The following is a 25,043-nucleotide window of genomic DNA, read 5'->3' as shown; positions in this document are numbered from 1 at the left end:
CCGCTGCGCGTTATGCAGGCGTCGCGAGGCTGTCGAGATACGCACGCCAGCCGCCATACGAAGTAATATCGAGCGCGCCGCTGCCCTCGCCGATGGCGGCCGGCTCGCAGATGAAGCCTTTCACGGCACGGCCGTCGGCCAGTTGCAACGTGCCGATTCCAAGCGGCGCGGGCACGTCGGCGACGAACTGGCCGAAGGTGCGAAGCGGAATGTCCCAGAGTTCCACCTCAATGGCTGCGCCAGGCGTGTCGTGAGTGCGCACGAGACCGGGCTTCGGCGGCTGCGTGGCGGCGAGCGCATACAGGCGATAGCCGGCGCTGGTCTCGGTCGCTTCGACGAAACGCGCGCCCGCCTGCTGAAGTTGCCAGTTCAGCGGCTGTCCACGCAGATGCGCACCCACCACTGCAAGCGCGACGCTCGGCTCCTGAAACGGCAATGGGCCGATCTCCGCGGCGCTGCTGGCCGGCTCGAACAGTGCCTCGATCTTCGCGCCGAGTTGCGCGAGCCGCCGGTCCAAACCGCTCGGCCCGATCAGCGTGACGCCTGCGGGCAAACCATCTTCGCGACGCCGACACGGCACGGCGAGCGCGCACAGATCGAGCAGGTTCACGAAGTTCGTGTAGTAGCCGAGCTGGCTGTTCAGCTCGACCGGATTGGCCTGCACGTCCGCGATCAACGGATGGGTCGGGGCGGTCGGCACGAGCAGCACGTCGATCGTTTCGAACAGCGCTTCGGCGCGGCGCTTCAGATCGGCGAGCGCGTACTGGCCGTTGAACAGATCGACGGCGCTGAAGTTGTCGGCCTTGCCGATCACGGTCGCCACCACCGGATCGATCGCGTCGTGATGGCTGTCGAAAAACGCACCGATCGCGGCGCGGCGCTCGGCGACCCATGGACCGTCGTAGAGCAACGCCGAGACCGCCTTGAGCGGCGCGAAATCCACCGGCGACGGATTCAGGTGCAGATGCGTGGACAACGAATCGAGCGTGGCGAGGAATGCGTGGCTGGCGGCGGCGTCGCCATAAAACTCGAGGTAGTCGGGCACGCCTACGCGCGGCGCGTCGCGCAGCAGGCCGAGGGCCGGCAGCTTGCGCGAGTAGCCATCGAGCGGATCGAAGCAGGCCATTTCAGCGAGCACGCGCCACGCATCGTCGACCCGGTGCGCAAATACGGAGATCGTGTCGAGCGTGCGGCAGGCCGGCACGACGCCACGCTTGCTGACCAGTCCCAATGAAGGCTTGAGGCCCACGAGCCCGTTCAAACCCGCTGGCACGCGTCCCGAACCGGCGGTGTCGGTGCCGAGCGAAAACGCGACGCAGCCCGCGGCCACCGCCACCGCCGAGCCGGAACTGGAGCCGCCCGACACGCGCAGCGGCGCTTCGGTGTGACGCACCGCGCCGTAGGGCGAGCGTGTCCCTACGAGACCCGTCGCGAACTGATCGAGGTTGGTCTTGCCGATGAGGATCGCGCCGGCGTCGAGCAGGCGTTGAACCGCAAAGGCCGATGCGTCGGGCGTATAGCTGAACGGCTCGCATGCGGCGGTGGTCGGCAGGCCGGCCACGTCGATGTTGTCCTTGACCGCGAACGGCACGCCAAAAAGCGGCATACGCTCGAAGACCGCGTCGCCCTGCTCACTGGCGAGGGCTTCGAGTTGCGCGGCGCGGGCTTTGATTGCCTCCGGCGGCACGCGCAACGTCCAGACCTCCGGGCGGTCGATTTCTTCGATGCGCGCGAGTGCTGTCGTGACGGCCTGGGTCGGCGACAGCGTGCCGGCGGCGTAAGCGTCGAGCAACCCTTTGACCGTGATCGGTGAAAATTTCGGCACGTGTTTTTCCTTGAGTTCAATCTTGAATACAAGTTTGACGGCGATTAAGCAGGAGGTATGCCAAGTGCACGGTGCAGGTCGTGCAATTTTGATGAGATGCACGCCAGGAAAGGCAGCGAGGCCCGCGAATGAACGCGGATGAGCATGGACCAGCGCGTTGGCGCCGCGCTGCCGATGGTGCAGCGCTCCCCACTTAGGGGCTCGCGCGCCCCGTATTTGCGCCTCGCGAGCGCAAACCGCGATGGCGTGCGTAAGCCGCTAGTTGCCAGTGCCAGTGCCAGTGCCAGTGGCCGGTTGCCTGTTGCCCGTTGCCAGGCAAAGTGCTGAGTGATGACTGCTCAGTGGCAGGCTTATGCGTCAGGCGCCCTGCTCCCGAAAGGCGGGTTAAAGCGTCGGCGCCGATTGCAACTCACCCGCCGCGGCTGAAGCGCGCACCGTTTCGTGTAACACTCTGCCGACCACTTCACTCATGACTTGCCACCTTCAGGTGGCGGAACCACGATGCACAATCCAACCCTCGCGCGCTCGACCGGCGGCATGGTGACCAGCCCGCATGCGCTCGCCAGCGCTGCCGGCCTCGACGTGCTGCGCAGCGGCGGCAACGCCATTGAAGCCGCCATCGCAACCGGCGCGGCGCTCTGCGTGACCTATCCGCATTTCACGGGCCTCGGCGGCGACGCGTTCTGGATCATCGGCGATCGCGGCGGCATGTTGCGTACTGTCTCAGGCATCGGCCAGGCCGCGGCGAATCTGCCGACGTTCGGCGCCGTCATTCCGACGCGCGGCCCGCACTCGGCGATCACAACAGCGGCCACGGTCGATACGTGGACACAGGCGTTCGGCATCAGTCAGCGCACTTGGGGCGGCACGCAAACATGGGCGTCGTTATTCGACCGCGCGATCGAATATGCGCGCGATGGCTTTGCCGTTACGCCCTCGCAGCATTTCTGGCAAAGCCTGCGTGCCGACGAACTGAATGCGCTGCCAGGCTTTGCGACTGCATTCGCGCCGCACGGGCGCATTCCCGCAATCGGCGAGCGCTTCATGCAGCCCGCGCTCGCGACGAGTCTGGAGCGGATCGCGCGTTTCGGTGGCCGCGAATTTTATGAGGGCGAACTGGCGGAACGCATTGCGCGGGGTTTGCAGCGAGCCGGATCACCGCTGGTGATGAGCGACCTCACGCGAACGCGTGCACGCGACGAAGCACCGTTGCGCGTTCGCTATAGGGGCGGCGAACTCGTCAGCATGCGCCCGCCTACGCAAGGTGTGACGACGCTGCAGATCATGGGCACGCTGGACCGGTTCGACCTCGGCGCGATAACGGAAGGCAGCGCCGATTACTATCACCTGCTCGTCGAGGCGATAAAGTGCGCATTCGTGGATCGCGACCGTTTTGTCGGCGACCCGGATTTCAACGACGTGCCCGTCGATGCAATGCTTTCGGCCGCCACGCTCGACGCGCATGCGCACGCAATCAATATGCGTGAAGCGCGCGCCTGGCCACATGTGTTTCGTCCCGGCGACACGGTGTTCATTGGCGCAACCGACCGGCACGGCCGCAGTGTCAGCCTGTTGCAAACGGTGTACTTCGACTGGGGTAGCGGTGTGGTCACGGGCGACACCGGCATTCTGTGGCACAACCGCGGCGCGTCGTTCAGCACGGATCCGGCGCATCACAATGCGGTGCAGCCCGGCAAGCGGCCGTTCCACACGCTCAATCCCGGCATGTATCTGAAAGACGGACGTCCGCAGCTGGTATTCGGTACGCAAGGGGCGGACGGTCAGCCGCAGACGCTGGCCGCAATTCTCACGCGGCTGATCGACTACGACATGGACCCGCTCACCGCGCTCGCCCGTCCGCGCTTTCTGCTCGGCAAGACCTTCTCGGACAGCCGCGACGCACTGAAACTCGAACAGGATGCCGGCGACGATGTGTTCGCCGCATTGGCCGCGCGCGGTCACGACGTAAGCGCCATCGCGGCGCAGAGTCCGCTCGCGGGTCATCCCGGCGTGATTCGCATCGACAGCGACGGGACCCTGTACGGCGCGCACGATCCACGTAGTGACGGACAGGCGTTGGGCCTCTAGCCGCTCGAACCCATGCGCTTGCTTTTAGCATCTCCACAATTCAAGGGCTCGCATGCCGTTGCGCGGTTCGTAATCTGAAGAACGCTCGCGCCATGAGCGAGGCCTTTCGCGCCGAGCGCATCTGGCGCGAACGCATGACGCGGCTTTTGCGTCGCCTGATAATCGACGCTCGCGCAATCGCATACTGCACTGCGCGGAAAACACCGCAACACGGGTAGCCGGATTTGTCTCGCATGCAAAAGCGGGTTGATTCTCGCGGCAACGTGTCCACCGGCGGTTTTACTGCTACTGGGGCCCTCGCTGCCGTATATCGACGCGCAGACTTGCGTGTAGTCACTTTGCCATCCTGATCAATTGATTATTCGCAGGGGTGTACATTCCGGCAAATCGCCCTGCTTGCATATTCAAGCAGTTTTACCGAATGCCAACGAACGGTTCACCATTTTCTTGCGATAAAAAAAGCATAGCAGAGGAAATTGTCGTGACTGGTATTGACGAATTATTTTGAATCAAGGCGGCGCTGCTGACGCAGTCACGTGGCAACGCCGTCCTCACTCAATCTGGAAGCGGTCGCGGGTGGTCACATAATCGCTGGCGCCAAAGCGGCCAACGGGAAAATAATCCTGAAGATGCACGCGCCAGGTGTCGATGTCGATCAGCCCGTCTCGTGCATGCAACCGGTGAACGCGGCCAATGAAGATTTGCCGGCTGCTCGTTTCCAGCGTCTCCCAGATCGTGCACTCGAACGCGACGGGCGCCTCCGCAATGCGCGGAGGCGCCACCTGCGTGCTGGGCACCGGCGTCAGTCCCACGGCGGCCAGTTCGCTCACATTGGGCGGCAGTCGTTCTCCGCAGCGGTGCATTTTCACCGCGATCGCTTCGTCGGCGAGATGCACGACGAACTCACCCGTTCGCACGATGTTAACCGCCGTGTCCTTCAGCGTGCCGTCCGACACGCGATTAATGCTGATCATTACGATGGGCGGCTCTTCACCCAGCATGCTGAACATTGAAAAAGGCGCCGCATTGATCGTACCGTCGGCGCCGAGCGTGGTGACGAGAGCAATCGGTCGCGGCACGATCAGACTCGCCATCAGCTTGTAGCGCTGGTATTCGGTGATCGCGTCGAAGTCTATTTCCATGCGGGCCGCCTAGCGTGACGTTGCGTGCTCAGTCAGTCCGAGCAACTGGCCGAGGCTCTTCTCGCCGCGCATGCGCGAGATTTCGATGCGCTCTTCGAGATGCCGGAGATGCGCTTCCATGTGCGCGATGGCGCCGGCGGCGTCGCGCGCTTCCAGACAATCGACGATCGCCGCGTGTTCCGCATGCTCACACGGCGCGTTGCCGGGCGGCTCGTACACGCCGACGATCAGCGAGCAGCGCGAAACGAGCTCCTTCAGATAGGTCTGCAGGATCGTATTGCCGGCGAGCGCGGCGATGCGCATATGAAATCCGCTTGCGAGCGTCGCCCACGAGGGTTGATCGAAGCGATGCATTGCTTCGTGCTCGCTCGCAAGCTGTTGTCGCAACGATCTGATATCGCTCGCACTGGCGCGCTGCACGGCCAGTTCCACAAGCATGCGTTCGATTGAACGGCGCGCTTCGAAAATCTCGCGGGTTTCTTCGGGCGTGGGCTCCGCGATCACCGCACCCTTGTTCGGCCGCAGGACCACAATGCCGTCGTACGCGAGTTTTTCGAGCACCCGGCGCACCGCCGCGCGACCCACGCCGAACAGTTGGCACAGTTCGGGCTCCGGCAGCTTCGTGCCGGGCGTGAGCCGATGATTCAGCACACCGTCGAAGATCGATTGATAGATGCGCGCGTCCGCATCCGCTTCGTCCTGCGCGTTTTGCCTCGCGGCGGCCGTGCCGGCTTTCGGGCTCATGCCGTCGCCGGGCACAGCGCACTGCCCCGCTCCAGTTCATCCATATGACGGGCGATAGCGCCCGGCGTGGTGATCCATGCATCGCCTTGCGCGCGCGCTGCCGCGATGCGCTGGAGCGCACGCCGCAAGTGTCGAAGCCGGTACGGCTGCCCGACCAGATACGGATGCAACGCGATGCCCATGACCAGCGACTGAGGCTGCGCGCCGCGATTGGCCTGCTCGAGCATCTCGTCGAACTGATCGACGATCATGTCGGCGAACGCGCGGCCATCCATATGACGGCCCACCATCATCGGCAGATCGTTCAATTCCTGCGGATACGGAACCGACCACAGCGATCCGCTGCGCGTGGCCATGCGTACCGGCCGGTCGTCGTGACACCAGTTGAGCGTATAGCTGTAGCCGGTTTCGACGAGCAGATCGGGCGTCAGACGCGATTCCGATATCCACGGCGACAGCCAGCCTGCCGGCGGCGTGCCGGACTCTTCCGCGATCCGTTCGCGGCAATGTAAAAGCAGTTCGCGTTCGCCTTCTTCATTGAGATCGCTCTGACGGTGCGCGTTCGTATGACCGTGCCCGATGATCTCGTCGCCGCGGGCCACGCATGCGGCAATCAACTCCGGACAGTGATCGTACAGCGCCGTATTGATCAGCGTGCCTGCGGGCAGATGGAGCTGATCGAAGAGTTCGATGCAGCGCCATGCGCCAACACGATTGCCGTACTCGCGCCAGCTATGGTTCAGTACATCCGGTTGCGGCGAAACGGGTCCGAGTGCCGCGCCCAGGCCCTCGCCAAAAGCGAAGTGCTCGATATTGAAACCCAGGTAGACCGCGAGCCCGCTGCCGCCCGGCCAGCGAAAGCCATCGCTGTCCGTGATCGGCCGGTAAGCGAAGCGCCCGTGCGTGGCGAGCAATTGCCGCGCGCGATTGTCTGCAACTGGCATGTTCCGTGAGTCGTTCATTGGGTGATGGCATGAGTGACGAAAGCGCCGGCGCACTGTCATGGATGATCCGGTTTGGCCGGTTCATGCCCTGACACGGATCAAAGACGCACCTCGATCGCGCAGAAACTAAAGCACTGATCGCTAACGATCGACGCGGCGAATCGTTTGCAATATGTGAGCCAACTCGTAGACGTTAAGCGCAGCGGCGCGCCGGCAATCGAGGTCTGCGACAACAGAATGGATGGCACATGTCTTGCATTTGCCTCGGCCGGTATAGGCGCCGCTCCGGCTATCCGTTCGCGCTTCGCGCGGGCGCTGTTCGCTGTCACGAGGACTCACTCTTCATGATTCAGTCTGCTTCAACGGTACTCAACACGAGAGCCGCCGATATCGAGCTGGTGCATGTATCCAAGCAATACGGCGACGCACTGGCCGTCGACACGATCGACCTGCGCATTGCCGGCGGCCAGTACTGCTGTCTGCTCGGACCGTCGGGATGCGGCAAGACCTCGACTTTGCGCATGATCGCCGGGCATGAATCCGTCAGCGAAGGTGACATTCTGATTGCGGGCCGCAACGTCACGCGAGCCGAACCAGCGGCACGCGGCACGGCGATGGTGTTCCAGAACTACGCGCTTTTCCCGCATCTGAGCGCGCTCGACAATGTCGCGTTCAGCCTGAAGATGCGGGGCATTGCAAAGGACGTGCGACGCAAGCGCGCAGCCGAACTGCTCGAACTGGTGGCGATGTCCGCTTACGCCGCGCGCAAACCCGCGCAACTGTCGGGCGGACAGCAGCAACGCGTTGCGCTCGCGCGGGCGCTGTTGAATCAGCCAGGCTGCCTGCTGCTCGACGAGCCGCTTTCCGCACTTGACCCGTTCCTGCGCGTGCAGATGCGCGCTGAACTCAAGCGCTGGCAGAAAGAACTCGGCATCACGTTCGTGCACGTCACCCATTCGCAGGAAGAAGCGATGGCGCTCGCGGATCTCGTCGTCGTGATGAGTCATGGGCGCATAGAACAAAGCGGCACGCCGCACGAGGTATTCAACCGCCCGCGTACCGAATTCGTGGCGCGATTTCTTGGCGGACACAACGTCTTCAATACGAATGGCCGCATGTTCACGGTGCGCGCCGATCATCTACGCATCGTGCCGCATGGGGTCACGCCCGTGCAGAACGCAAGCGGCGAAAGCGGCCTCACGCGCATCGGTGGCGTGCCATGCAAAGTGCGCGAAGCCGAATATCAGGGCACGCATCTGCGCGTAACACTCGATCCGCTCGACGGCTCGCCCGAGCTGGTTTCGCTCGTCGGCGACGGTGAATACGATCCGGCGCGACTGGGCCCCGACGCGCGAGTCGTGGTCTGGTGGAACGAACAGGATGCGCACCCGCTTGCAGCGTGATAGTGACTTGCCCGTTGCACGGCGCACCACAAGACAATCAGCCAGCAAAACGAACGTCAACTGAGGAGAAGGCAATGAGTGAAGCGAACGAGAGCCCGGCAGCAGCCGTATCGGATGCGAAAGACAAAGGCCTGTCGCGCCGCACGTTCATCAAGGGCGCGGTCGCCGCGGCCGGTATTGCGGGATTTCCGTACGTGCATGCACAGGAGAAGATCACGCTGCGCTATCTCGGCACCGCGGTCAATCAGAGCTCCGATATCGCGAAGAAATTCAAGGAAGACACCGGCATTGAAATTCAGTACGTGCCAGTGACAACCGACGACGTGGCTAAACGCATCATCACGCAGCCGAACTCGTTCGACATTGTCGACACCGAATACTTTTCGTTGAAGAAGCTGATCCCGGCAGGCACGCTGGCCGGCATGGATGCCAAGCGTATCAAGCTCGCCGACAAGATCACGCCCGTGCTCACGCGCGGCGAAGTGAACGGCAAGAAGATCGGCGACCAGGGCACGGCGCCGAAGAAAGTGATGTTTCTGACGGGCCCGCGTTCAACGGAGTTCTCCGCAACGCCGACTGAATGGATGACGCTGATCCCGACCACCTATAACGCCGACACGCTCGGCATCCGGCCCGATCTCATCAAGCGCCAGGTCGACAGCTGGGCCGAGTTGCTCAATCCGCAATTCAAGGGCAAGGCCGCGCTGCTGAATATCCCCGCTATCGGCATCATGGATTCGGCGATGGCGATCGAAGCAATGGGGCACATCAAGTACGGCGACAAAGGCAACATGACGAAAGCCGAAATCGATCAGACCATCAAGATCCTGATCGACGCCAAACGCTCGGGCCAGTTCCGCGCGTTCTGGAAAGACTTCAATGAAAGCGTGAACCTCATGGCTTCCGGCGAAGTGGTGATCCAGTCGATGTGGTCGCCGGCGGTCACGAAAGTCCGCACGATGGGCATTGCCTGCAAATTCCAGCCGCTCAAGGAAGGTTATCGCTCGTGGGCGTCGGGCTTCGGCTTTCCGCGTTCGCTGCAAGGCAAGAAGCTCGACGCCGCGTATGAATTCGTCAACTGGTTCCAGGACGGTTGGGCCGGCGCCTATCTGATGCGCCAGGGTTACTACTCCGGCGTGCTCGAAACGGCAAAGAGCCACATGCAGCCGTACGAGTGGGACTACTGGATCGAAGGCAAGCCGGCCGCGCAGGACATCAAGGCGCCGGATGGCCAGCTACTCGAAAAAGCCGGCACCGTGCGCGACGGCGGTTCATACAACCAGCGCATGGGCGCGATTGCGTGCTGGAATGCGGTGATGGACGAGAACATCTACATGGTGCAGAAGTGGAACGAGTTTATCGCTGCATGAAGCGTGCAAACGCGTAACGGTCGAGCTGTTTGCAGTGCGCGTGAACGGCGCGCTGCGAACGGCGCCGTTCAGGCGTGCGCAGCACGTTGAAAAGATAGCGTGGCTCGCGAACCTTGCGGTATGCCGCGCCGCCGGATGCATTCGCCGCGCCGTTTCTCCTCACTCACTGACTCATGGCCACGTTCGACTTTTCCACTGCGGCAGAAAACGCACCCGTCAAACATCGGCGCGCACCGGCCTGGTTGCAGGCCACGCCGCTTTCGCTGACGTTCCTGCTGTTTTTCATCGTGCCGCTCATCATTACGCTGATCGTCAGCTTCTGGGACTACAACGAGTATCAGATCATCCCGGCCTTCACGCTGAAGAACTATGCAGCAATTTTCGACGGATGTTCGTCGATGACCGACGTCTGCGTGACGTTCAAGACGTATTGGTCCACCGTCAGATTCTGCGCGATCGTGTGGAGCGTCACGTTGGTGCTGGGCTTTTCGATCGCATACTTTCTCGCGTTTCATGTGCGCACAACCAGCATGCAAACGGTTCTGTTCCTCGTCTGCACGATTCCGTTCTGGACCTCGAACGTAATCCGCATGATTTCGTGGATGCCGCTGCTCGGGCGCAACGGTCTCGTCAATCAGGCGCTGATCGGCGCGCATCTGATCGATCAGCCGCTCGAATGGCTGCTGTATTCGAACTTCTCGGTCGTGCTCGCTTTCGTGCACCTGTACACGTTTTTCATGATCGTGCCCATCTTCAACGCGATGATGCGCATCGACCGGTCACTGCTCGAAGCCGCACGCGATGCCGGTGCAAGTGGCTGGCAGGTCGTACGTGACGTGGTGCTGCCTTTGTCGAAAACCGGCATCGTGATCGGCTCGATTTTTGTGATCACGATCGTGATGGGCGACTTTCTGACCGTGGGCGTGATGGGCGGCCAGCAGATCGCGTCGATCGGCAAGATCATTCAGGTGCAAACCGGTTATCTGCAGTTTCCGGCTGCCGCGGCGAACGCAATCATTCTGCTCGCCGTGGTGCTGATGATCGTGTGGGCATTGACGCGGGTTGTCGACATCCGCAAGGAATTGTGAAATGCAGATTGCCCGCCTCAAACATCGCGAGCATCGTCCCGCCAGCTTCTACTGGCTTGCGCTAGTGTTCGGCTTGTTCGTGCTGTTCCTTTACGGACCGGTGATCACGATTTTCATCCTGTCGTTTCAGGGCCCGGAAGGCGGCCTGACGTTTCCGATGCGCGGGGTGTCGCTGCACTGGTTTGAAGTGCTGCGCGACGGCGTCGGCGACGTCGATATCTGGGCCGCGTTCGGGCGCTCGGTGCGCCTCGCGCTGGCGGTCACGATACTCACCGTGCTCTTTTCCGTCGCCGCGGGGCTCGCATTTCGCCGCCGCTTTCGTGGCGACACGGCCGTGTTCTATGTGTCGGTCGCCAGCCTGATCATGCCGTCCATCATCGTCTCGCTCGGAATCGGGCTGACGTTCCGTCTGCTCGATAACGGCATAAAGTATCTCGCCACCGCGTGGGGGCATCAGGCGTTCGCGGACACTTACACCACGTCGATGGGCCTCTTCACATCCGCGCTCGGCGCGCATCTCACGTGGACGCTGCCCTTTGGCCTGCTGGTAATGTTCGCTGTCTTCAACCGCTTCAATCCGGCGTACGAGGAAGCGTCGCGCGACCTGGGCGCAACGCCGTGGCAGAGTTTCCGCCATGTCGTTCTGCCGATCATCGGGCCTTCGGTGGTCGGCGTAGCGATGTTCGGCTTCACGCTTTCATGGGACGAAATCGCGCGCACGTCGCAAGCCATTGGCGACCAGAACACACTGCCGCTCGAACTCCAAGGCCTCACGACTTCAGTCACGACGCCGGTCATCTACGCACTCGGCACCATGACGACGCTGTTATCGCTCACCGTCATGGCCGTCTGTCTGATCTCGGTGAAGTTGCTGGCGCGCCGTCGCGCCGTGGCGGGTCTGAAGTAGCCACGATAAGCGCGTTGCATCGCGCGGCCGCGCGTGTTGCGCTCCCGCTGCGCGGAACAGACCCAACCCGGCGATCCTTTGCGAGCCGCGACGAGCGACTTTTATCTCAATGGAAAGTCGCATGCGGAGCGCTCTGGAGTGAAGGCGGCGAAGTAATCGTCCTGCCGAATCAGGCAGGACATCGGATCGCGGGAAATCTGCCAGGCAGGCGGATGTCGATCCGATCATTCATCCTATGGCACAGTATCGTCAAGCGCAGGCGTCACGCTTGCCCCTTATCCTGCCTTGACGAGCGACATGAACACTCTGCCCGCCTACGAGCCGCCAGCCGACGAAACGCAACTGCTTCTGAAATGGATCAGGCGCGCCCGCGAATCGCAGATGAGTCACTACGACATGGCCGACCTGCTGTCGGCGCGCGACCGGCAGCTTGGCTGGCTGGTCACCGCGTTGAGCACGTTCGTCGGCACGGCGGTGTTCGCGTCGCTGAGTGCGGCCGCCGTTTCGCCGGCACTGCGCATTTTCGTGGGCCTCGTGAGCGTGACGGCCGCCGTGTCTTCGGCGCTGCAAACCTTCCTGAAGTACGCGCAGCGGGCGGAGAAACACCGCTCAGCCGGTGCGCGGTATGGCGCGGTGCGCCGCAGACTGGAAGCCGTCTTTGCAGGCGACCCCGACGCGCGCGATGGCCACTATCTGAGCGCGATCCGCGAGGAACTCGACCGCCTCGCCGAAGACTCGCCCAACGTGCCGCCACGCGTGTTTTATCGCACGCAGCGCACGCTTTCCGCGAACCGGGCAAGCGGCCGCGCTGCATGAAGCGCGAGCGTTCGCCCTTACGCGGCTCGGGGCGCTCAGGCGTCGCGGCCGACATCCTCGACTTCGATGCCCAGATCCGCCGCCATGCGCCGCACCACGGCTTGCAGGCGCTTCAGCTCGTCGGCGAGACGGTTCTGCTCTGCCTTCAGCGCCTCGAACGCGGATAGCGGCACGGCGTCTTCTGCGCCGCCTGGCTGCGCCAGTTCGCTCGCGCTCACCTCGCCGCACAGCAGATGCGTCCAGCGGCTCTCGCGTTCGCCCGGCGTGCGGGCGAGCTTGACGACCCGCGGCGGATCGCTCGCCGCGAGTTCGTCGAGGAACGCCTCGACCGACGAGATGTCCGCAAACCCATGCAGCCGCGCGCTGTTCAGCCGCAGCTCGGCGGCGGTCTGCGGGCCGCGCAGCAGCAACGTGGTCAGGAGCGCCGCCGACTGGCTCGGCAGACCCAGCACCCGGTTCATGTTGTGCTCGAAACGCGGCACGCGGCTGCTGCTGCCTTCCATCACGAGACTCAGGCGTTTCAGACCGTCGACGGCAGTCAGCACCTCGCCCTCGGTCGCGTTCATCACCGGCGCGCGGCCGGTCTTCTGATTGCAGCCGAGCGTCAGCGCGTTCAGCGACAGCGGATAACTGTCCGGCACCGTCTGCTGCTTTTCGACGAGCACGCCGAGCACGCGGCCCTCGAGCGGGGTCAGCGCGCGGATCGAAGGGCGGGAGGGAGTGTCGGGGGTGGCATTCATAGATGTATTTCTGCGACGGGAGTACGAGGATCGGCGATGTAGCTTGCGGCGAAAGTTGGCCGCGCGTTTGCAGCGCGGCGTTCGGCTCATTGACCGGCTGGTTGTCCGGCTAACTGCTTGGCTCATTCTCCAGCGAGATTTCCGCTGGTTTGCCGCTGGTTTTCCGCTGAAGCCCGGCGTCGCCAATCGCCGCAGCCGCGGCGATGGCGCGAAGCCTATCGGGTAAAACGCGCGGGTCGCGAATCGCCGGCTTTGGCGTCGCATCATCAGTCGGGGATCATGCGGGATGGCTACTATGATAAACGGCCCACGCAGGCGCGGTGCAGGAATCTCGGCGATCTGACGGATCTGTCGCGCCAGTCTGGCTTAAACACTGCTGCTGCACACTGCCGTGCGCTGATGGAATCAGCCGATGCTGATTCAGCATCTCGTGATTACGCGTGCGCCGCGCCTGGGCTGCGAAGCGCGCTCGGTCAGCGCACCCTTCCACCATCCCGACGACCCGTACATCAACTGCGTCGAGCATACTTGAACGTGCCCTGCGCGCTCGCAATCAGCAATGTGCCGTCCACCCATGCTTCGCCGCGCGCGAAGTAGATGGAATGGCCCGCGCGCTCCAGAAAACCCCTGGCCGTGACGGTCGTGCCCAATCCCTTGTCCAGATAACTGGTGGTCAGCGACAGGGTGAACGCATGGCGCGGCGGTTGCCCGGGCTCTGCAAAGATGCCGGCGTAACCGGCAGCGGCGTCGAGCATCGTGGCGATCGCGCCGCCCTGCAACACGCCCTGGCGATTGAGCTTGCTGCCGTCAATCGGCATGGTCAACTCGGCGTAGCCGTCACGCCATTGCGTCAGCCGCACGCCAAGCGATTCGAGGAACGGGTTGTCGATCGGAAAATCGGACATGGTCGGTTAGGGCCTCTGAAAGTGATCATGATGTTTCCGTCAGCATACTAGCGTTCGCCGCACACCCTGCGGCCTGCCTGTTTGCGCGCGCTCAGGCACAATCGCTCCATGCAGGCGTTTTGCGCACCCGCGAATCCCCGTTTTGCACACCGGTTTGCGGCCCTTCCACTCTGTATGCACGTCCACAACCACCCATCATCTGGATGACACCCACCACGCCTTCGGACGGCGCGCCGCACTGGCAGCGCAACCTGTATGTCTGCCTGTTCGGCTCGTTTACGACGATCGTCGCGATGACCCTGCTGCTGCCCTTTCTGCCGCTCTACGTGCAACAGCTCGGCGTGCGCTCCTCCGCGGCCGCCGTGCAATGGTCGGGGGTCGCATTCGGCGCGACGTTTCTCGCTGCCGCGCTGGTGTCCCCGCTGTGGGGCCGCATGGCCGACCGCTACGGACGCAAGCTGATCCTGATCCGCGCGAGCCTCGGCATGGCAGTCGTCATGTCGCTGCTCGGTCTTGCGCAGAACGTCTGGCAACTGGTCGGACTGCGCTTCCTCGCGGGCCTCGTCGGCGGCTATGCGTCGGGTGCGAATGTCATGATCGCCACCCAGACGCCGCGTGGGCGCACCGGCTGGGCGCTCGGCACACTGGCCTCCGGCATGATGGCGGGCAGTCTGGTCGGGCCGCTAGTGGGTGGCGCGCTGCCTCCGCTGATCGGCATTCGGAACACGTTTTTCATTGCCGGCGCGATGATTTTCTGCGCGTTCATTGCGACCGTGTGGCTCGTTCGGGAACAGCCGGTGGATCGTTCGCGTGTTCTGTCGAAAGAGACGGACGCCGCCACGAGTGGCTGGGCAAGCGTAGAGAATCTGCGGCCCGTGCTCGCCATGCTGATGACCTCCGGCCTGCTGATGTTCGCCAACATGTCGATCGAGCCGATCATCACCGTGTATGTCGCCCAGCTCGTGCATGACGCGCGGCATGTCACGCTGGTGTCGGGTTTCGTGATGTCGGCGTCGGCGCTCGGCAGCGTGCTCGCGGCGTCACGCGTCGGGCGGCTGGCCGACCGGATCGGCGCGCCAAAGGTCATCATCGCGTGCCTGACTGTGTGCGCGGTGCTGCTGGTGCCACAGGCATTCGTCACGAACGGCGCGCAACTCGTCGTGCTGCGCTTTCTGATGGGGCTCGCGCTTGCGGGACTGTTGCCGTGCATCACGAGCGTGATCCGTCACAGCGTGCCGGAGCGGTCGGCGGGCTACATTCTCGGCTATGCGACATCCGCGAATTACGCAGGCCAGGTGACCGGGCCGCTCGCGGGCGGCTTCGTCGGCGCGCATCTGGGCATGCAGGCCGTGTTTCTGATCACGAGCGTGTTGATGCTATGCGGCGCGCTGTTCAATGTCTGGGTGTTCAGAGGCGTGACGCGCGCGCACAGCGGTTGACGCAAACGGCTCACTCTGGCCTCTAGCCGCGCTCCGCGCATCTGCGCTCGCTGCGCACATCAGCGTTGCGCGGCCCGCTCGCCTCGCTCCAGCTATTTGTCCGCGCCGGTCTTCACCATCGCTTAACGGCGCGAATCCAGCGCGATACGCACCGCGAGGCCGGCGAGCACGGTGCCCATCAGCCACCGTTGCACCAGCAACCAGACCGGTCGCCCCGCGAGAAATCCTGCAATCGAACCCGCCATGCTCGCGATCAGCGCATTGACGGTGACGGCGATCACGATCTGCACGCACCCCAGCGCGATCGACTGGGACAGCACGCTGCCGTGTCCCGGCGAAATGAATTGCGGCAGCAGCGAAAGATACATGACCGCAATCTTCGGATTGGCGAGATTGGTGACGAAGCCCATCGTGAAGAGCTTGCGGCGGCTGTCGTGCGGCAGATCACGCGCCTGGAACGGCGAGCGGCCGCCGGGTTTGACTGCCTGCCAGGCGAGGTAAAGCAGATACAGCGCGCCGCAAAAGCGCAGCGCGTCGTATGCGTAAGGCACTGTCATCAGCAACGCGGTAATGCCGAATGCGGCGCAAAACATGTAGAACACGTAGCCGAGCGCGACACCGCCCAGCGACACCAGCCCCGCGCGCGGCCCCTGACACAGTGAGCGCGAAATCAGATAGATCATGTTCGGCCCCGGCGTCAGCACCATGGCGAACGAGACAAGAGCGAAGGCAAGCAGCGTGGCGGCGGTAGGCACGACGTTCTCCTTTATGCATCGTACGATCAATTCCGTCCAATATAACGGATGGTCGGGGGGACTGCCCGCAACTGCGCAATCGCACCGCCCAGACGCGCAGCCCTTTGAAAATGTCCGACATCATGGCGGCGGGAGCATCGCCCGATTGCACGAAACACTTGCGGCAAACTTTTTTGCCCGGTATTGTCGAGCCGTTCTGCAATGCAGCGCGGGAGAGCTCGCCAGTTTTCATGGCGACGCCGACGGAGCAACCGCCCCGGAAACTCTCAGGCAAAAGGACCGCGCAGCTGGAACATCTGGAGAGCGGCGCATCGGCGATCAGCGGGCAGCATGCGCCCACCGAAGGGGATTCCCCACACCCGGCACGCGATCGAACGCGGCGCCGCGCGGCGCGGGAAGAAACTCTCAGGTACATGGACAGATGGGGCATCCCCGCCGGTTTCGACAACGAAATCGACACCGGTGATGCTCAACTTATCTGGACCATGACATGTCACGTATCGCCATCATCGGCGCCGGCATTACCGGCGTCACGACTGCCCACGCGCTCGCGCAGCGCGGCCATCACGTCACCGTGTTCGAGCGCAACCGCTACGCGGCAATGGAAACGTCGTTTGCAAACGGCGGCCAGCTTTCCGCCAGCAACGCGGAGGTCTGGAACAGCGCGGCCACCGTGCTGAAAGGCCTGCGCTGGATGCTCACGCGCGACGCCCCGCTCCTGCTCAATCCCGCGCCCACCTGGCACAAGTATTCGTGGATGGGCGAATTCCTCCGGCAGATTCCGCACTACCGCGCGAACACGGTGGAAACCGTGCGTCTTGCGATTGCCGCGCGCGAGCATCTGTTTTCGATCGCACAAACGGAGGGCATCGACTTCGATCTGGAGCGGCGCGGCATTCTGCACATCTACAAGACACAAAAGGAATTCGACGCGGCGAGCAAAGTGAACGCCCTTCTGCGCGAAGGCGGGCTTGACCGCAGTCCGGTCAGTGCGGGCGAGTTGCAGCGCATCGAACCCACGCTGCATGGCAACTTTTTTGGCGGCTTCTTTACGCCGTCCGACTCCACCGGCGACATCCACAAGTTCACGCGCGGACTCGCGCAGGCGTGCCAGCGTCACGGCGTGCAATTTCACTATGACGCCGAGATTACGTCGATTGAACAACCGGCCGACGGACGTTTCTCGCTGATGGTGAACCTCGACGGCGAGCCGCAGCCCTTTACGTTCGAGCAGATCGTAATCTGCGCCGGCGTGAAGAGCCGTGATTTCGCGGCGATGCTCGGCGACCATGTGAACATCTATCCGGTGAAGGGTTACTCGATCACCGTCTGTCTCGACGATGAAACCAGCCAGCAGCACGCGCCATGGGTGAGCCTGCTCGACGACAGCGCGAAGATCGTGACGAGCCGCCTTGGCGCGGACCGTTTTCGCATCGCCGGCACGGCGGAAATCAACGGCTTTAATCGCGACATCCGCTCGGACCGCATCGCGCCGCTCGTGGACTGGACCCGGCGGCATTTTCCCAACGTGTCGACCGCGCGCGTGATTCCGTGGGCAGGACTGCGGCCCATGCTGCCGAGCATGCTGCCCAAGGTAGGACGCGGAAAACGGCGCGGCGTGTTTTACAACACGGGGCACGGTCACCTGGGATGGACGCTGTCGGCCGCTACGGCTCAGGCAGTGGCCGGCGCCATTCAGTGATAGTGTTCTCCCTTGCGTCGGATTTCGTGGAGAACCTATGTCTGATGTCCGCAACGGCGGCGACCGGCTCAGCGACGAGCAGATCGCCACGGAGGCCGCGCGGCGTCTCGCGTGGGACGCCGCGGTGCCGGAAGGCAAGGTGAACGTCTCCGTGACCGATGGCCGGATCACGCTGCGCGGCGAACTCGAGCGCGATCAGCAACGCAGCGCCGCGCTCGAAGACGTGACGCGTCTATTTGGCGTAACCGGCGTGTCCGATTGCACCGTCGTCAAACCAGCGTCACGTCAGGCGGACTGACCGCCCGATTCGAGCAGCGCGCGGCAATGCCGCGCGATCTGCTTTTCCTCCTCCGTGTGAATCGCGCGCACGCGCCCCGCCGGATCGTGTTCCGACAGTCCGATAAACGACAACCCGTCACACACGCGTTGACGCATCGCTTCGCTGTGCTCGCCGATGCCGCCCGTGAACACCAGCAGATCGATGCCACCGAGGAGCGCCGCATACGCGCCGATCGTCTTGCGTACTGCCGTCGCAAACGCGTCGAGCGCGAGTTCCGCGCTGGCGTCCCCGGCCGCAGCGCGCTTTTCCAGCGCCTGCATATCGCTTTCGCCGTCCGTATAACCGGCGAGACCGCTGTGACGGTTCAGTAGCGTTTCCAGCGCGTTGGCATCGAGATGTTCGGTGCGCATCAGATACAGCAGCACGCCGGGATCGAGATCGCCGCTGCGCGTGCCCATCGGCACGCCGCCCGTTGGCGTCATACCCATCGACGTATCGACCGACTTGCCGTCTCGCAATGCGCACACGCTCGATCCATTGCCGAGATGAGCGAACACCGCGCGCGCCGGCAGGTCGTCGCCGAGCTGCGCGACCAGCGACTCGTACGACAGTCCATGAAAACCATACCGGATCACGCCCTGCTCTGCGTAACGGCGCGGCAATGGCAACTGCGCCGCGCGCGGCGGCAGCGTCGCGTGAAATGCCGTGTCGAAGCACGCGAAATGCTGCGCGTCGCTGAAAATGGCCGACGCCTCGTCGATCAGCGCCAGCGCAGGCGGAATATGCAAGGGCGCGAAGTGCGTCGCGTCCTGCAATTGCCGCCGCACGTCGGCGGTGATGCGCTGATGCGTGCGCAGATGCGGGCCGCCATGCACCACGCGATGCCCTACCGCCGTGGGACGCACCTCGTTCTGCTCGGCGAGCACCCGTGTGAGCTTCTGCAACGCGTCGGTCTGCGATTCGAGCACATGCGCCTGCTCCTCGAGCACGCGGCCGTCGGGCGCCTTGATCCGCAGACTGCCGTCGTCGCGGCCGATGCCCTGCGCGCTGCCTTCGAGCAGCAGCGCTTCATCGCCGTTCGCCTGTTGGAAAAGCCCGAATTTCAGCGACGACGAACCGCTGTTGAGCACGAGGATCGTCGCGTGCCCGGTCTCGTCTTGTGTATGCATGGCGTGCCTCGCTCAGCCTTTCCACGTCCAGTTGCGGATGGCTTCCTGGTCGATGCCCTCTTCATGCGCGTACGCAAGGTGCTCGATGATCTGCCCACGCAGCCACTCTTTCGCATGATCGCCGACGCCGCGCAGCTTCGGCACCCGGTCGATCACGTCGATCGCGAGCGAAAATCGGTCCACGTCGTTGATGATCGCGAGTTCGAGCGGCGTGTTGATATTGCCCTTCTCGTGGTAACCGTGCACATGCAGATTGTCGTGATTGGTCCGGTTGTACGTGAGCTTGTGAACCAGCGACGCATACGAGTGGAAGTTGAAGATCACGGGCTTGTCGGCGGTGAAGAGGGAGTCGAAATCGCGATTCGAAAGACCATGCGGGTGCGCGTGCTCCGGCATCAGACGGAACAGATCGACCACGTTCACGAAGCGGATCTTCAGATCCGGAAACTGCCCTTTCAGGATTTCGACCGCGGCGAGCGCCTCCATGGTCGCGATGTCGCCCGCGCAGGCGATCACCACGTCCGGCTCCACGCCCTGATCCGTCGACGCCCAATCCCAAATGCCAATGCCTTTCGTGCAATGCGTGACCGCCGCTTCCATGTCGAGATATTGCAGATGAGGCTGCTTGTCCGCGACGATCACGTTCACGTAATCGCGCGAGCGCAGGCAGTGATCGGCCACGCTCAGCAGGCAGTTCGCGTCGGGCGGCAGATAGATACGCACGACGTCCGGGCTCTTATTCGTCACTACGTCGAGAAAACCGGGGTCCTGATGCGTGAAGCCGTTGTGATCCTGGCGCCATACGAGCGACGTGATGAGCAGATTGATCGACGGCACCGGCTGGCGCCACCCGAGGTCGCGTTTCGACTTTTCGAGCCATTTGGCGTGCTGGTTGAACATCGAATCGATCACGTGCACGAACGCCTCGTAGGTCGCGAAGAGCCCGTGGCGGCCCGTCAGCACATAACCTTCGAACCAGCCTTCGAGCGTGTGCTCGCTCAGCATTTCCATCACGCGGCCGTCCGGCGCGAGCGCGCCGCCGTCCTTGTCGCTTTCCACCGTCTCGGCCAGCCAGGTTTTCGGCGACGCTTCATAGATCGCGGTGAGTTTGTTGCTCGCGGTTTCGTCAGGGCCGAATACGCGGAAATTGCGCATGTTCCGGCGCATTACATCGCGCAGAAAGGCGCCTAGCACCTCGGTCGGCGACGTGTACGACGTGGCGGGCTTTTTCACCTGCACCGCATAATCGCGAAACGGCGGCAGATCGAGCGTCTTGCACAGCAGGCCGCCGTTCGCATGCGGATTCGCGCTGATGCGGCGGCCGCCCTCCGGCGCAAGTGCGCGCAGTTCCTCGACGAGCCGGCCTTTTTCGTCGAAGAGCTTTTCCGGTTCGTAACTGCGCAGCCAGCCTTCCACGATCTTCAGGCTCTTGCTGTTCGTGACTGGATCGAGCACCGGCACCTGATGCGCGCGCCACGAGCCTTCCACCTTGTGGCCATCCACTTCCTTCGGACCGGTCCAGCCCTTCGGCGAGCGCAGCACGATCATCGGCCAGCGCGGCCGCGTCGGGTCGTTGTTTTCGCGTGCGTGCTGCTGGATCGCACGGATTTCGCCGATGCACCGTTCGAGCGTGGCGGCCATCTGCTGATGCATGATCTCGGGGTCGTCGCCTTCGACGAAGTACGGTTTATGCCCGTAACCCGTCAACAACGCCTCGAGTTCTTCACGGGGAATGCGTGCGAGGATGGTGGGATTGGCGATCTTGTAGCCGTTCAGATGCAGCACCGGCAGCACGGCGCCATCGCGGACCGGATCGAGGAATTTGTTCGAATGCCACGACGTGGCGAGCGGCCCGGTTTCGGCCTCGCCGTCGCCGATCATGACCGCGACGATCAGATCGGGATTGTCGAATGTGGCGCCGTAACCGTGCGAGAGGCTATAGCCGAGTTCGCCGCCTTCGTGAATCGAGCCGGGCGTCTCGGGCGTGCAATGTGAACCGATGCCGCCCGGAAACGAAAACTGCCGGAAAAAGCGCTGCATGCCGGCTTCGTCTTCGCTGCGGTCCGGATAGATTTCTGAGTAATGGCCTTCCAGATAGCTATTCGCGAGCGTGGCCGGCGCGCCGTGACCGGGACCGGCGATATAGATCATGTTCAGGTCGTGCTCGCGGATCACCCGGTTCAGGTGCACGAGCAGAAAGCTTTGGCCCGGGTCCGAGCCCCAATGTCCCAGCAGGCGGTTCTTGATGTGTTCGGGTTTGAGCGGCTCGCGCAGCAGCGGGTTGTCGCGCAGATAGATCATGCCCGCCGACAGATAGTTGCAGGCACGCCAGTAGCGGTCCATTCTGCTCAACGTGTCGGGGTCGAGCGTTTGCGGCGGCGTGGAACGGGGAGTTGCTTCAGCCATGGCGTCACTCCTGGTAAAGGACGGGCACTGTCAGGCAGGTTAGCGGATGCTGCAACGTTGATCTTTGATCCAGCGCGTGGCACACCGTGAAATAAATGGCCGCAGGCGGAGAGTTCGGCCCACTCTGCCACGCGGATGACACAGCGAACGCGTAGCGACGGCAGCGCTTGCGCCACGATTCAGATTCTCCTGCCGTCAGTCGTCACGCATGTGACAGGCCAGGCAGGTCATGGTTCGACGAAAGTGTGGGAAAGCTTGCAGCAACCGGTACGGCGTCGAATGCGAAGGAGCCACAGCGTCCACGGCAACTGCTGCACGACTTCGCGCCGGCACTCAGTGAATCTGGTTAAGCTATGCTGCAGCACACCGAGTGGCGTCCTGGTGCTCAATCTGCTGCAGCTTGCTGCTCTATCGCACGGCTGCGCTGCCTCGACGTCACGCTCGCGCTTACACACTATAGGACGCTCACCATGTCGACACCCCGCCGCTTCAAGGCGCCCTTGATCCTCCTCGCTACGCTCGTCGCATTGTTCGTGGGCCTCGTGATCTGCGTCGGCATTTTCGGGCTGCTCATCAAGCTGTTCGATCATGTGTAGCCTGTCATCGCCGCCGCGCGCCGGCGGCACAAACTGTGTATCCTGACCGGCATTCCGGCGCCGCCTGGCGCTTCTTCATCGCACGGAGATTCCATTGACAGACCACGCCCACCACGCTGCTTCTTCGCAGCAGCCGATCGACCCCGAACTGGTCGAACTGGCCCAACAGGTATTCGACCTCGCGCGCCGCGGTGACAGCGCCATGCTCGCCGCCGTCATAGAAAAAGGCGTGCCGCCGAATCTGCGCAACGACAAGGGCGACAGCCTCGTCATGCTCGCAAGCTACCACGGTCACGTGGATGCGGTTCGCACACTGCTCGAACAGGGCGCCGATCCGAATCTGCGCAACGACAACGGTCAGACGCCGATTGCGGGTGCCGCGTTCAAAGGCTACGACGCGGTGATCGAAACCTTGCTCGCGCACGGCGCCGACGTAGAAGGCGCGTCGCCCGATGGCCGCACCGCGCTGATGATCGCCGCAATGTTCAACCGCATCGCCATCATGGACCTGCTGATCGCGCATGGCGCCGATCCGCAAGCGCGCGACGCCAACGGCGTCACTGCTCTCGACGCAGCCGCACGGATGGGCGCGGGCGACGCCGAGGCGCATCTAAGAAAACTCGCGCCTTGACGCGGGTTTCCGCTTTCCGGTCTTCGCGTCTCCGGTTACGAGCCCGCGTTGCACCGGAGACGACATTACCGTTCAGCGCGATTCACTACCCATCAGCAGATCAATGTCGATGTCCGCCAGTTCACCGATTCTCTCCAGTGTGATCTCGGCGGGCGGGTTGCTGTTGATCTCCTTCGGATCGAACGCGTAATGGCCCTGGCGCGGGAACACCGTGGTCAGTTCGGCGCCCCATGACTTTTTCATCGCGGTGAGTATGCGCAGCTTGTCGTCGATCATCACGTAATGGCGTGCCGGATAGCACTCCTTCACCTGATCGAGCATCTGTTCCTTGTGGATGTAGATGAGCACGCGCCCTTCCACCTCGTCCCATAAGCCGGAGCGCGCCAGCTTGCGCGGCTGGAAGACCACGTCGCCATCGGACAGGATCACGGTCGGTCCGCGTTTGCCCACATGACGGATTGCGTCGAGCGCACCGGGATAAAGGCGGTTCGCGAACGGATAGTCGATCAGGAACGAGGACATCAGCAACAGCCGCGTGTCTCGCGGATGCTCCAGCCGGTAGCGCTGCAGCGCGCCCAGGTAATCGGCATAACCGAGTTCTGCGCGCAGGTCCTCGAAAATTTCCCAGTACCGTGCGCTATTCTCCGCGCCGAATTCGCGCATCATATGCGCGCGCAAATCCGACAGCACGTGATCGTTGTCGAGCAGCGTGTTGTCGCAGTCAAATAGAAACACGACGTCGTGCGGATGGTCTGGCGTAGCTTTCATCGTGATCTCCTCGAACAGGGCGAGCCGGATTGTGCGCGTCGGATAGCTGCGTCAGTGTGACGACCCGTCGGGCGGCGTGGCTGCCTTTTCGACGTGCCCGCCGAAGTCATGCCGCATTGCCGACAACACCCGGTTCGCGAAGTCCGCTTCGCCGCGCGAACTGAAACGTGCGAATAGTGCCGCGCTCAGCACCGGCGCAGGCACGCCCTCGTCGATGGCGGCCGCAACCGTCCAGCGGCCTTCGCCCGAATCGGATACGCGCCCCGCGTAGTTCTTCAGATCGCCGTCGCTGACCAGCGAACCGGCGATCAGGTCGAGCAGCCACGAACCGATCACACTGCCGCGCCGCCAGACCTCGGTGACGTCGGCGAGATTCAGGTCGTACTGGTAAAGCTCGGGACGGCGCAACGGCGACGTTTCCGCGTCGATCTCGCGGGCATGCTTGCCGGCGTCGGCGTGGCGCAGGATATTCAGGCCTTCGGCATAGGCGGCCATCAGCCCGTACTCGATACCGTTGTGAACCATCTTGACGAAATGCCCGGCGCCTTGCGGGCCGCAGTGCAGGAAGCCCTGGTCGGCGGTGCTGGCGCCCGCTGCGCGGCCCGGCGTTGCCGGCGCGGCGCCCGCGCCCGGTGCGAGGGTCGCGAAAATGGGTTCGAGCCGCTTCACCACCTCGGGCTCGCCGCCGATCATCAGACAGTAGCCGCGCTCGCGGCCGGCCACACCGCCGCTCGTGCCGACATCCACGTAGTGAAGCTTACGCGCGCCTAACTCGTTGCCCCGGCGGATGTCGTCGTGATAATAGGAGTTGCCGCCGTCGATCACGATATCGCCGGGTTCGAGCAGGGGCAGGAGCTTCTCGAGCGTGGCGTCGACCACCGCCGCGGGCACCATCAGCCACACTGCCCGCGGCTTCGCGAGTTGCGCGACCAGATCTTCCAGCGACGCCGCACCCGCCACGCCTTCCTGCTTCAGCTTCTCCACCGCCGCAGCTTGCACGTCGTAAGCTATGCACTGCTGACCGCCTTTTGTCAGGCGTCGCACCATATCGGCGCCCATGCGTCCCAATCCAATCATGCCTAGTTGCATATCTCGCTCCGGGAAAGTGCCTCGTTACGCTGCTTGATGTGGTTCGTTCTGGACCATCGTCGCCCATCGCCACGCGTGGGCCAGGTTCACTCTAGTCACGTTCGCGCGTTCATACCGGACACACGGTAGCAGCCCTGAATCATCCGTGCAGCGAAACCGGCACCGAAAGACGATACGCTTCTTTGCAGAGGCTTTGCACGACGTAAAGTTCCATGCGAGTTGCGTGCGCGACGATT

22 protein-coding genes and 1 riboswitch are annotated in these 25,043 nt (G+C 63.2%); of the genes, 11 read left to right on the top strand and 11 right to left on the bottom strand.

The annotated features are described in order from the left end of the window. Window positions 1–10 precede the first annotated feature (10 nt). Window positions 11–1,825 (bottom strand): allophanate hydrolase, encoded by a 1,815-nt coding sequence (gene atzF / locus AAGS40_RS19505; protein ID WP_345816429.1) that lies wholly within the window; start codon window positions 1,823–1,825, stop codon window positions 11–13. Window positions 1,826–2,326: 501 nt separating this feature from the next. Between atzF and AAGS40_RS19500 the strand changes: the two genes are divergently transcribed. Further along, window positions 2,327–3,913, top strand: a complete 1,587-nt coding sequence (locus tag AAGS40_RS19500) for a gamma-glutamyltransferase family protein (protein ID WP_345816428.1) — start codon at window positions 2,327–2,329, stop codon at window positions 3,911–3,913. A gap of 551 nt (window positions 3,914–4,464) precedes the next feature. Here the strand turns inward: AAGS40_RS19500 and AAGS40_RS19495 are convergent. The 3 genes from AAGS40_RS19495 to AAGS40_RS19485 are packed head-to-tail and all read right to left on the bottom strand — an operon-like array spanning window position 4,465 to window position 6,761. Further along, a complete protein-coding gene (locus AAGS40_RS19495) occupies window positions 4,465–5,055 on the bottom strand; it encodes a flavin reductase family protein (protein WP_345816427.1) in 591 nt (196 codons plus the stop codon). 9 nt (window positions 5,056–5,064) lie between these two features. Then, window positions 5,065–5,799: a GntR family transcriptional regulator gene (locus AAGS40_RS19490; RefSeq protein ID WP_345816426.1), complete on the bottom strand. Its 735-nt coding sequence runs from the start codon at window positions 5,797–5,799 to the stop codon at window positions 5,065–5,067. Next, entirely contained in the window at window positions 5,796–6,761 is a 966-nt protein-coding gene (locus AAGS40_RS19485; protein WP_345816425.1) for a polysaccharide deacetylase family protein, read from the bottom strand. Before AAGS40_RS19485 ends, AAGS40_RS19490 begins: the two co-directional genes overlap by 4 nt. A 326-nt stretch (window positions 6,762–7,087) precedes the next feature. Between AAGS40_RS19485 and AAGS40_RS19480 the strand changes: the two genes are divergently transcribed. From AAGS40_RS19480 to AAGS40_RS19460, 5 genes are all read left to right on the top strand, one after another. After that, window positions 7,088–8,146: an ABC transporter ATP-binding protein gene (locus AAGS40_RS19480; protein WP_345816424.1), complete on the top strand. Its 1,059-nt coding sequence runs from the start codon at window positions 7,088–7,090 to the stop codon at window positions 8,144–8,146. Between the two features lie 74 nt (window positions 8,147–8,220). Then, window positions 8,221–9,516 carry a PotD/PotF family extracellular solute-binding protein gene (locus AAGS40_RS19475; RefSeq protein ID WP_345816423.1) on the top strand — a complete coding sequence of 432 codons (1,296 nt, stop codon included), beginning with the start codon at window positions 8,221–8,223 and terminating at the stop codon, window positions 9,514–9,516. 173 nt (window positions 9,517–9,689) lie between these two features. After that, the gene (locus AAGS40_RS19470) at window positions 9,690–10,604 is read left to right on the top strand and encodes an ABC transporter permease (protein ID WP_345816422.1); all 915 of its coding nucleotides are present in this window, start codon (window positions 9,690–9,692) and stop codon (window positions 10,602–10,604) included. Window position 10,605: 1 nt separating this feature from the next. Next, window positions 10,606–11,511: an ABC transporter permease gene (locus tag AAGS40_RS19465; protein WP_345816421.1), complete on the top strand. Its 906-nt coding sequence runs from the start codon at window positions 10,606–10,608 to the stop codon at window positions 11,509–11,511. A gap of 297 nt (window positions 11,512–11,808) precedes the next feature. After that, window positions 11,809–12,327, top strand: coding sequence for an SLATT domain-containing protein (locus tag AAGS40_RS19460; RefSeq protein ID WP_345816420.1), 519 nt, complete (start codon window positions 11,809–11,811; stop codon window positions 12,325–12,327). Window positions 12,328–12,362: 35 nt separating this feature from the next. On the opposite strand, the gene AAGS40_RS19455 is transcribed toward AAGS40_RS19460, so the two are convergent. Together AAGS40_RS19455 and AAGS40_RS19450 are read right to left on the bottom strand one after the other, a co-directional pair. Continuing rightward, complete coding sequence (locus tag AAGS40_RS19455; RefSeq protein ID WP_345816419.1) at window positions 12,363–13,067, bottom strand: YceH family protein; 705 nt, start codon at window positions 13,065–13,067, stop codon at window positions 12,363–12,365. Window positions 13,068–13,576: 509 nt separating this feature from the next. Then, complete coding sequence (locus AAGS40_RS19450) at window positions 13,577–13,972, bottom strand: PaaI family thioesterase (protein ID WP_345816418.1); 396 nt, start codon at window positions 13,970–13,972, stop codon at window positions 13,577–13,579. Window positions 13,973–14,175: 203 nt separating this feature from the next. On the opposite strand from AAGS40_RS19450, the gene AAGS40_RS19445 reads away from it, so the two are divergent. Next, the gene (locus AAGS40_RS19445) at window positions 14,176–15,411 is read left to right on the top strand and encodes an MFS transporter (protein WP_345816417.1); all 1,236 of its coding nucleotides are present in this window, start codon (window positions 14,176–14,178) and stop codon (window positions 15,409–15,411) included. Window positions 15,412–15,533: 122 nt separating this feature from the next. Here AAGS40_RS19445 and AAGS40_RS19440 read toward each other — a convergent pair whose 3' ends face one another. After that, window positions 15,534–16,166: a LysE family translocator gene (locus AAGS40_RS19440; RefSeq protein ID WP_345816415.1), complete on the bottom strand. Its 633-nt coding sequence runs from the start codon at window positions 16,164–16,166 to the stop codon at window positions 15,534–15,536. A 199-nt stretch (window positions 16,167–16,365) separates the two neighbouring features. Beyond that, window positions 16,366–16,458, top strand: a riboswitch (glycine riboswitch). A 198-nt stretch (window positions 16,459–16,656) separates the two neighbouring features. Between AAGS40_RS19440 and AAGS40_RS19435 the strand changes: the two genes are divergently transcribed. Then, window positions 16,657–17,868, top strand: a complete 1,212-nt coding sequence (locus tag AAGS40_RS19435) for a D-amino acid dehydrogenase (protein ID WP_345816414.1) — start codon at window positions 16,657–16,659, stop codon at window positions 17,866–17,868. Window positions 17,869–17,905: 37 nt separating this feature from the next. Continuing rightward, the gene (locus AAGS40_RS19430; RefSeq protein WP_345816413.1) at window positions 17,906–18,166 is read left to right on the top strand and encodes a BON domain-containing protein; all 261 of its coding nucleotides are present in this window, start codon (window positions 17,906–17,908) and stop codon (window positions 18,164–18,166) included. Here AAGS40_RS19430 and AAGS40_RS19425 read toward each other — a convergent pair. Both AAGS40_RS19425 and AAGS40_RS19420 read right to left on the bottom strand, forming a co-directional pair. After that, window positions 18,154–19,317, bottom strand: a complete 1,164-nt coding sequence (locus tag AAGS40_RS19425) for an acetate/propionate family kinase (protein ID WP_345816412.1) — start codon at window positions 19,315–19,317, stop codon at window positions 18,154–18,156. The two genes, AAGS40_RS19430 and AAGS40_RS19425, sit on opposite strands and share 13 nt — an antisense overlap. 12 nt (window positions 19,318–19,329) lie before the next feature. Then, entirely contained in the window at window positions 19,330–21,723 is a 2,394-nt protein-coding gene (locus AAGS40_RS19420; RefSeq protein WP_345816411.1) for a phosphoketolase family protein, read from the bottom strand. Between the two features lie 470 nt (window positions 21,724–22,193). Here AAGS40_RS19420 and AAGS40_RS19415 point away from each other — a divergent pair, with 470 nt between their 5' ends. Beyond that, window positions 22,194–22,319 (top strand): hypothetical protein, encoded by a 126-nt coding sequence (locus tag AAGS40_RS19415; RefSeq protein WP_345816410.1) that lies wholly within the window; start codon window positions 22,194–22,196, stop codon window positions 22,317–22,319. 94 nt (window positions 22,320–22,413) lie between these two features. Continuing rightward, window positions 22,414–22,950, top strand: a complete 537-nt coding sequence (locus tag AAGS40_RS19410; protein WP_345816409.1) for an ankyrin repeat domain-containing protein — start codon at window positions 22,414–22,416, stop codon at window positions 22,948–22,950. A gap of 72 nt (window positions 22,951–23,022) precedes the next feature. Here AAGS40_RS19410 and AAGS40_RS19405 read toward each other — a convergent pair whose 3' ends face one another. Together AAGS40_RS19405 and gnd are read right to left on the bottom strand one after the other, a co-directional pair. Continuing rightward, window positions 23,023–23,718 (bottom strand): HAD family hydrolase, encoded by a 696-nt coding sequence (locus tag AAGS40_RS19405; protein ID WP_345816408.1) that lies wholly within the window; start codon window positions 23,716–23,718, stop codon window positions 23,023–23,025. Window positions 23,719–23,769: 51 nt separating this feature from the next. Continuing rightward, window positions 23,770–24,807, bottom strand: a complete 1,038-nt coding sequence (gnd, locus tag AAGS40_RS19400; RefSeq protein ID WP_345816407.1) for a phosphogluconate dehydrogenase (NAD(+)-dependent, decarboxylating) — start codon at window positions 24,805–24,807, stop codon at window positions 23,770–23,772. Between the last annotated feature and the right edge of the window lie 236 nt (window positions 24,808–25,043).

Source organism: Paraburkholderia sp. PREW-6R (assembly GCF_039621805.1).
In the GTDB taxonomy this organism is placed as follows: domain Bacteria; phylum Pseudomonadota; class Gammaproteobacteria; order Burkholderiales; family Burkholderiaceae; genus Paraburkholderia.
The sequence above is the reverse complement of the archived record's forward strand: the minus strand, read 5'-3'. Positions and strand labels throughout refer to the sequence as shown.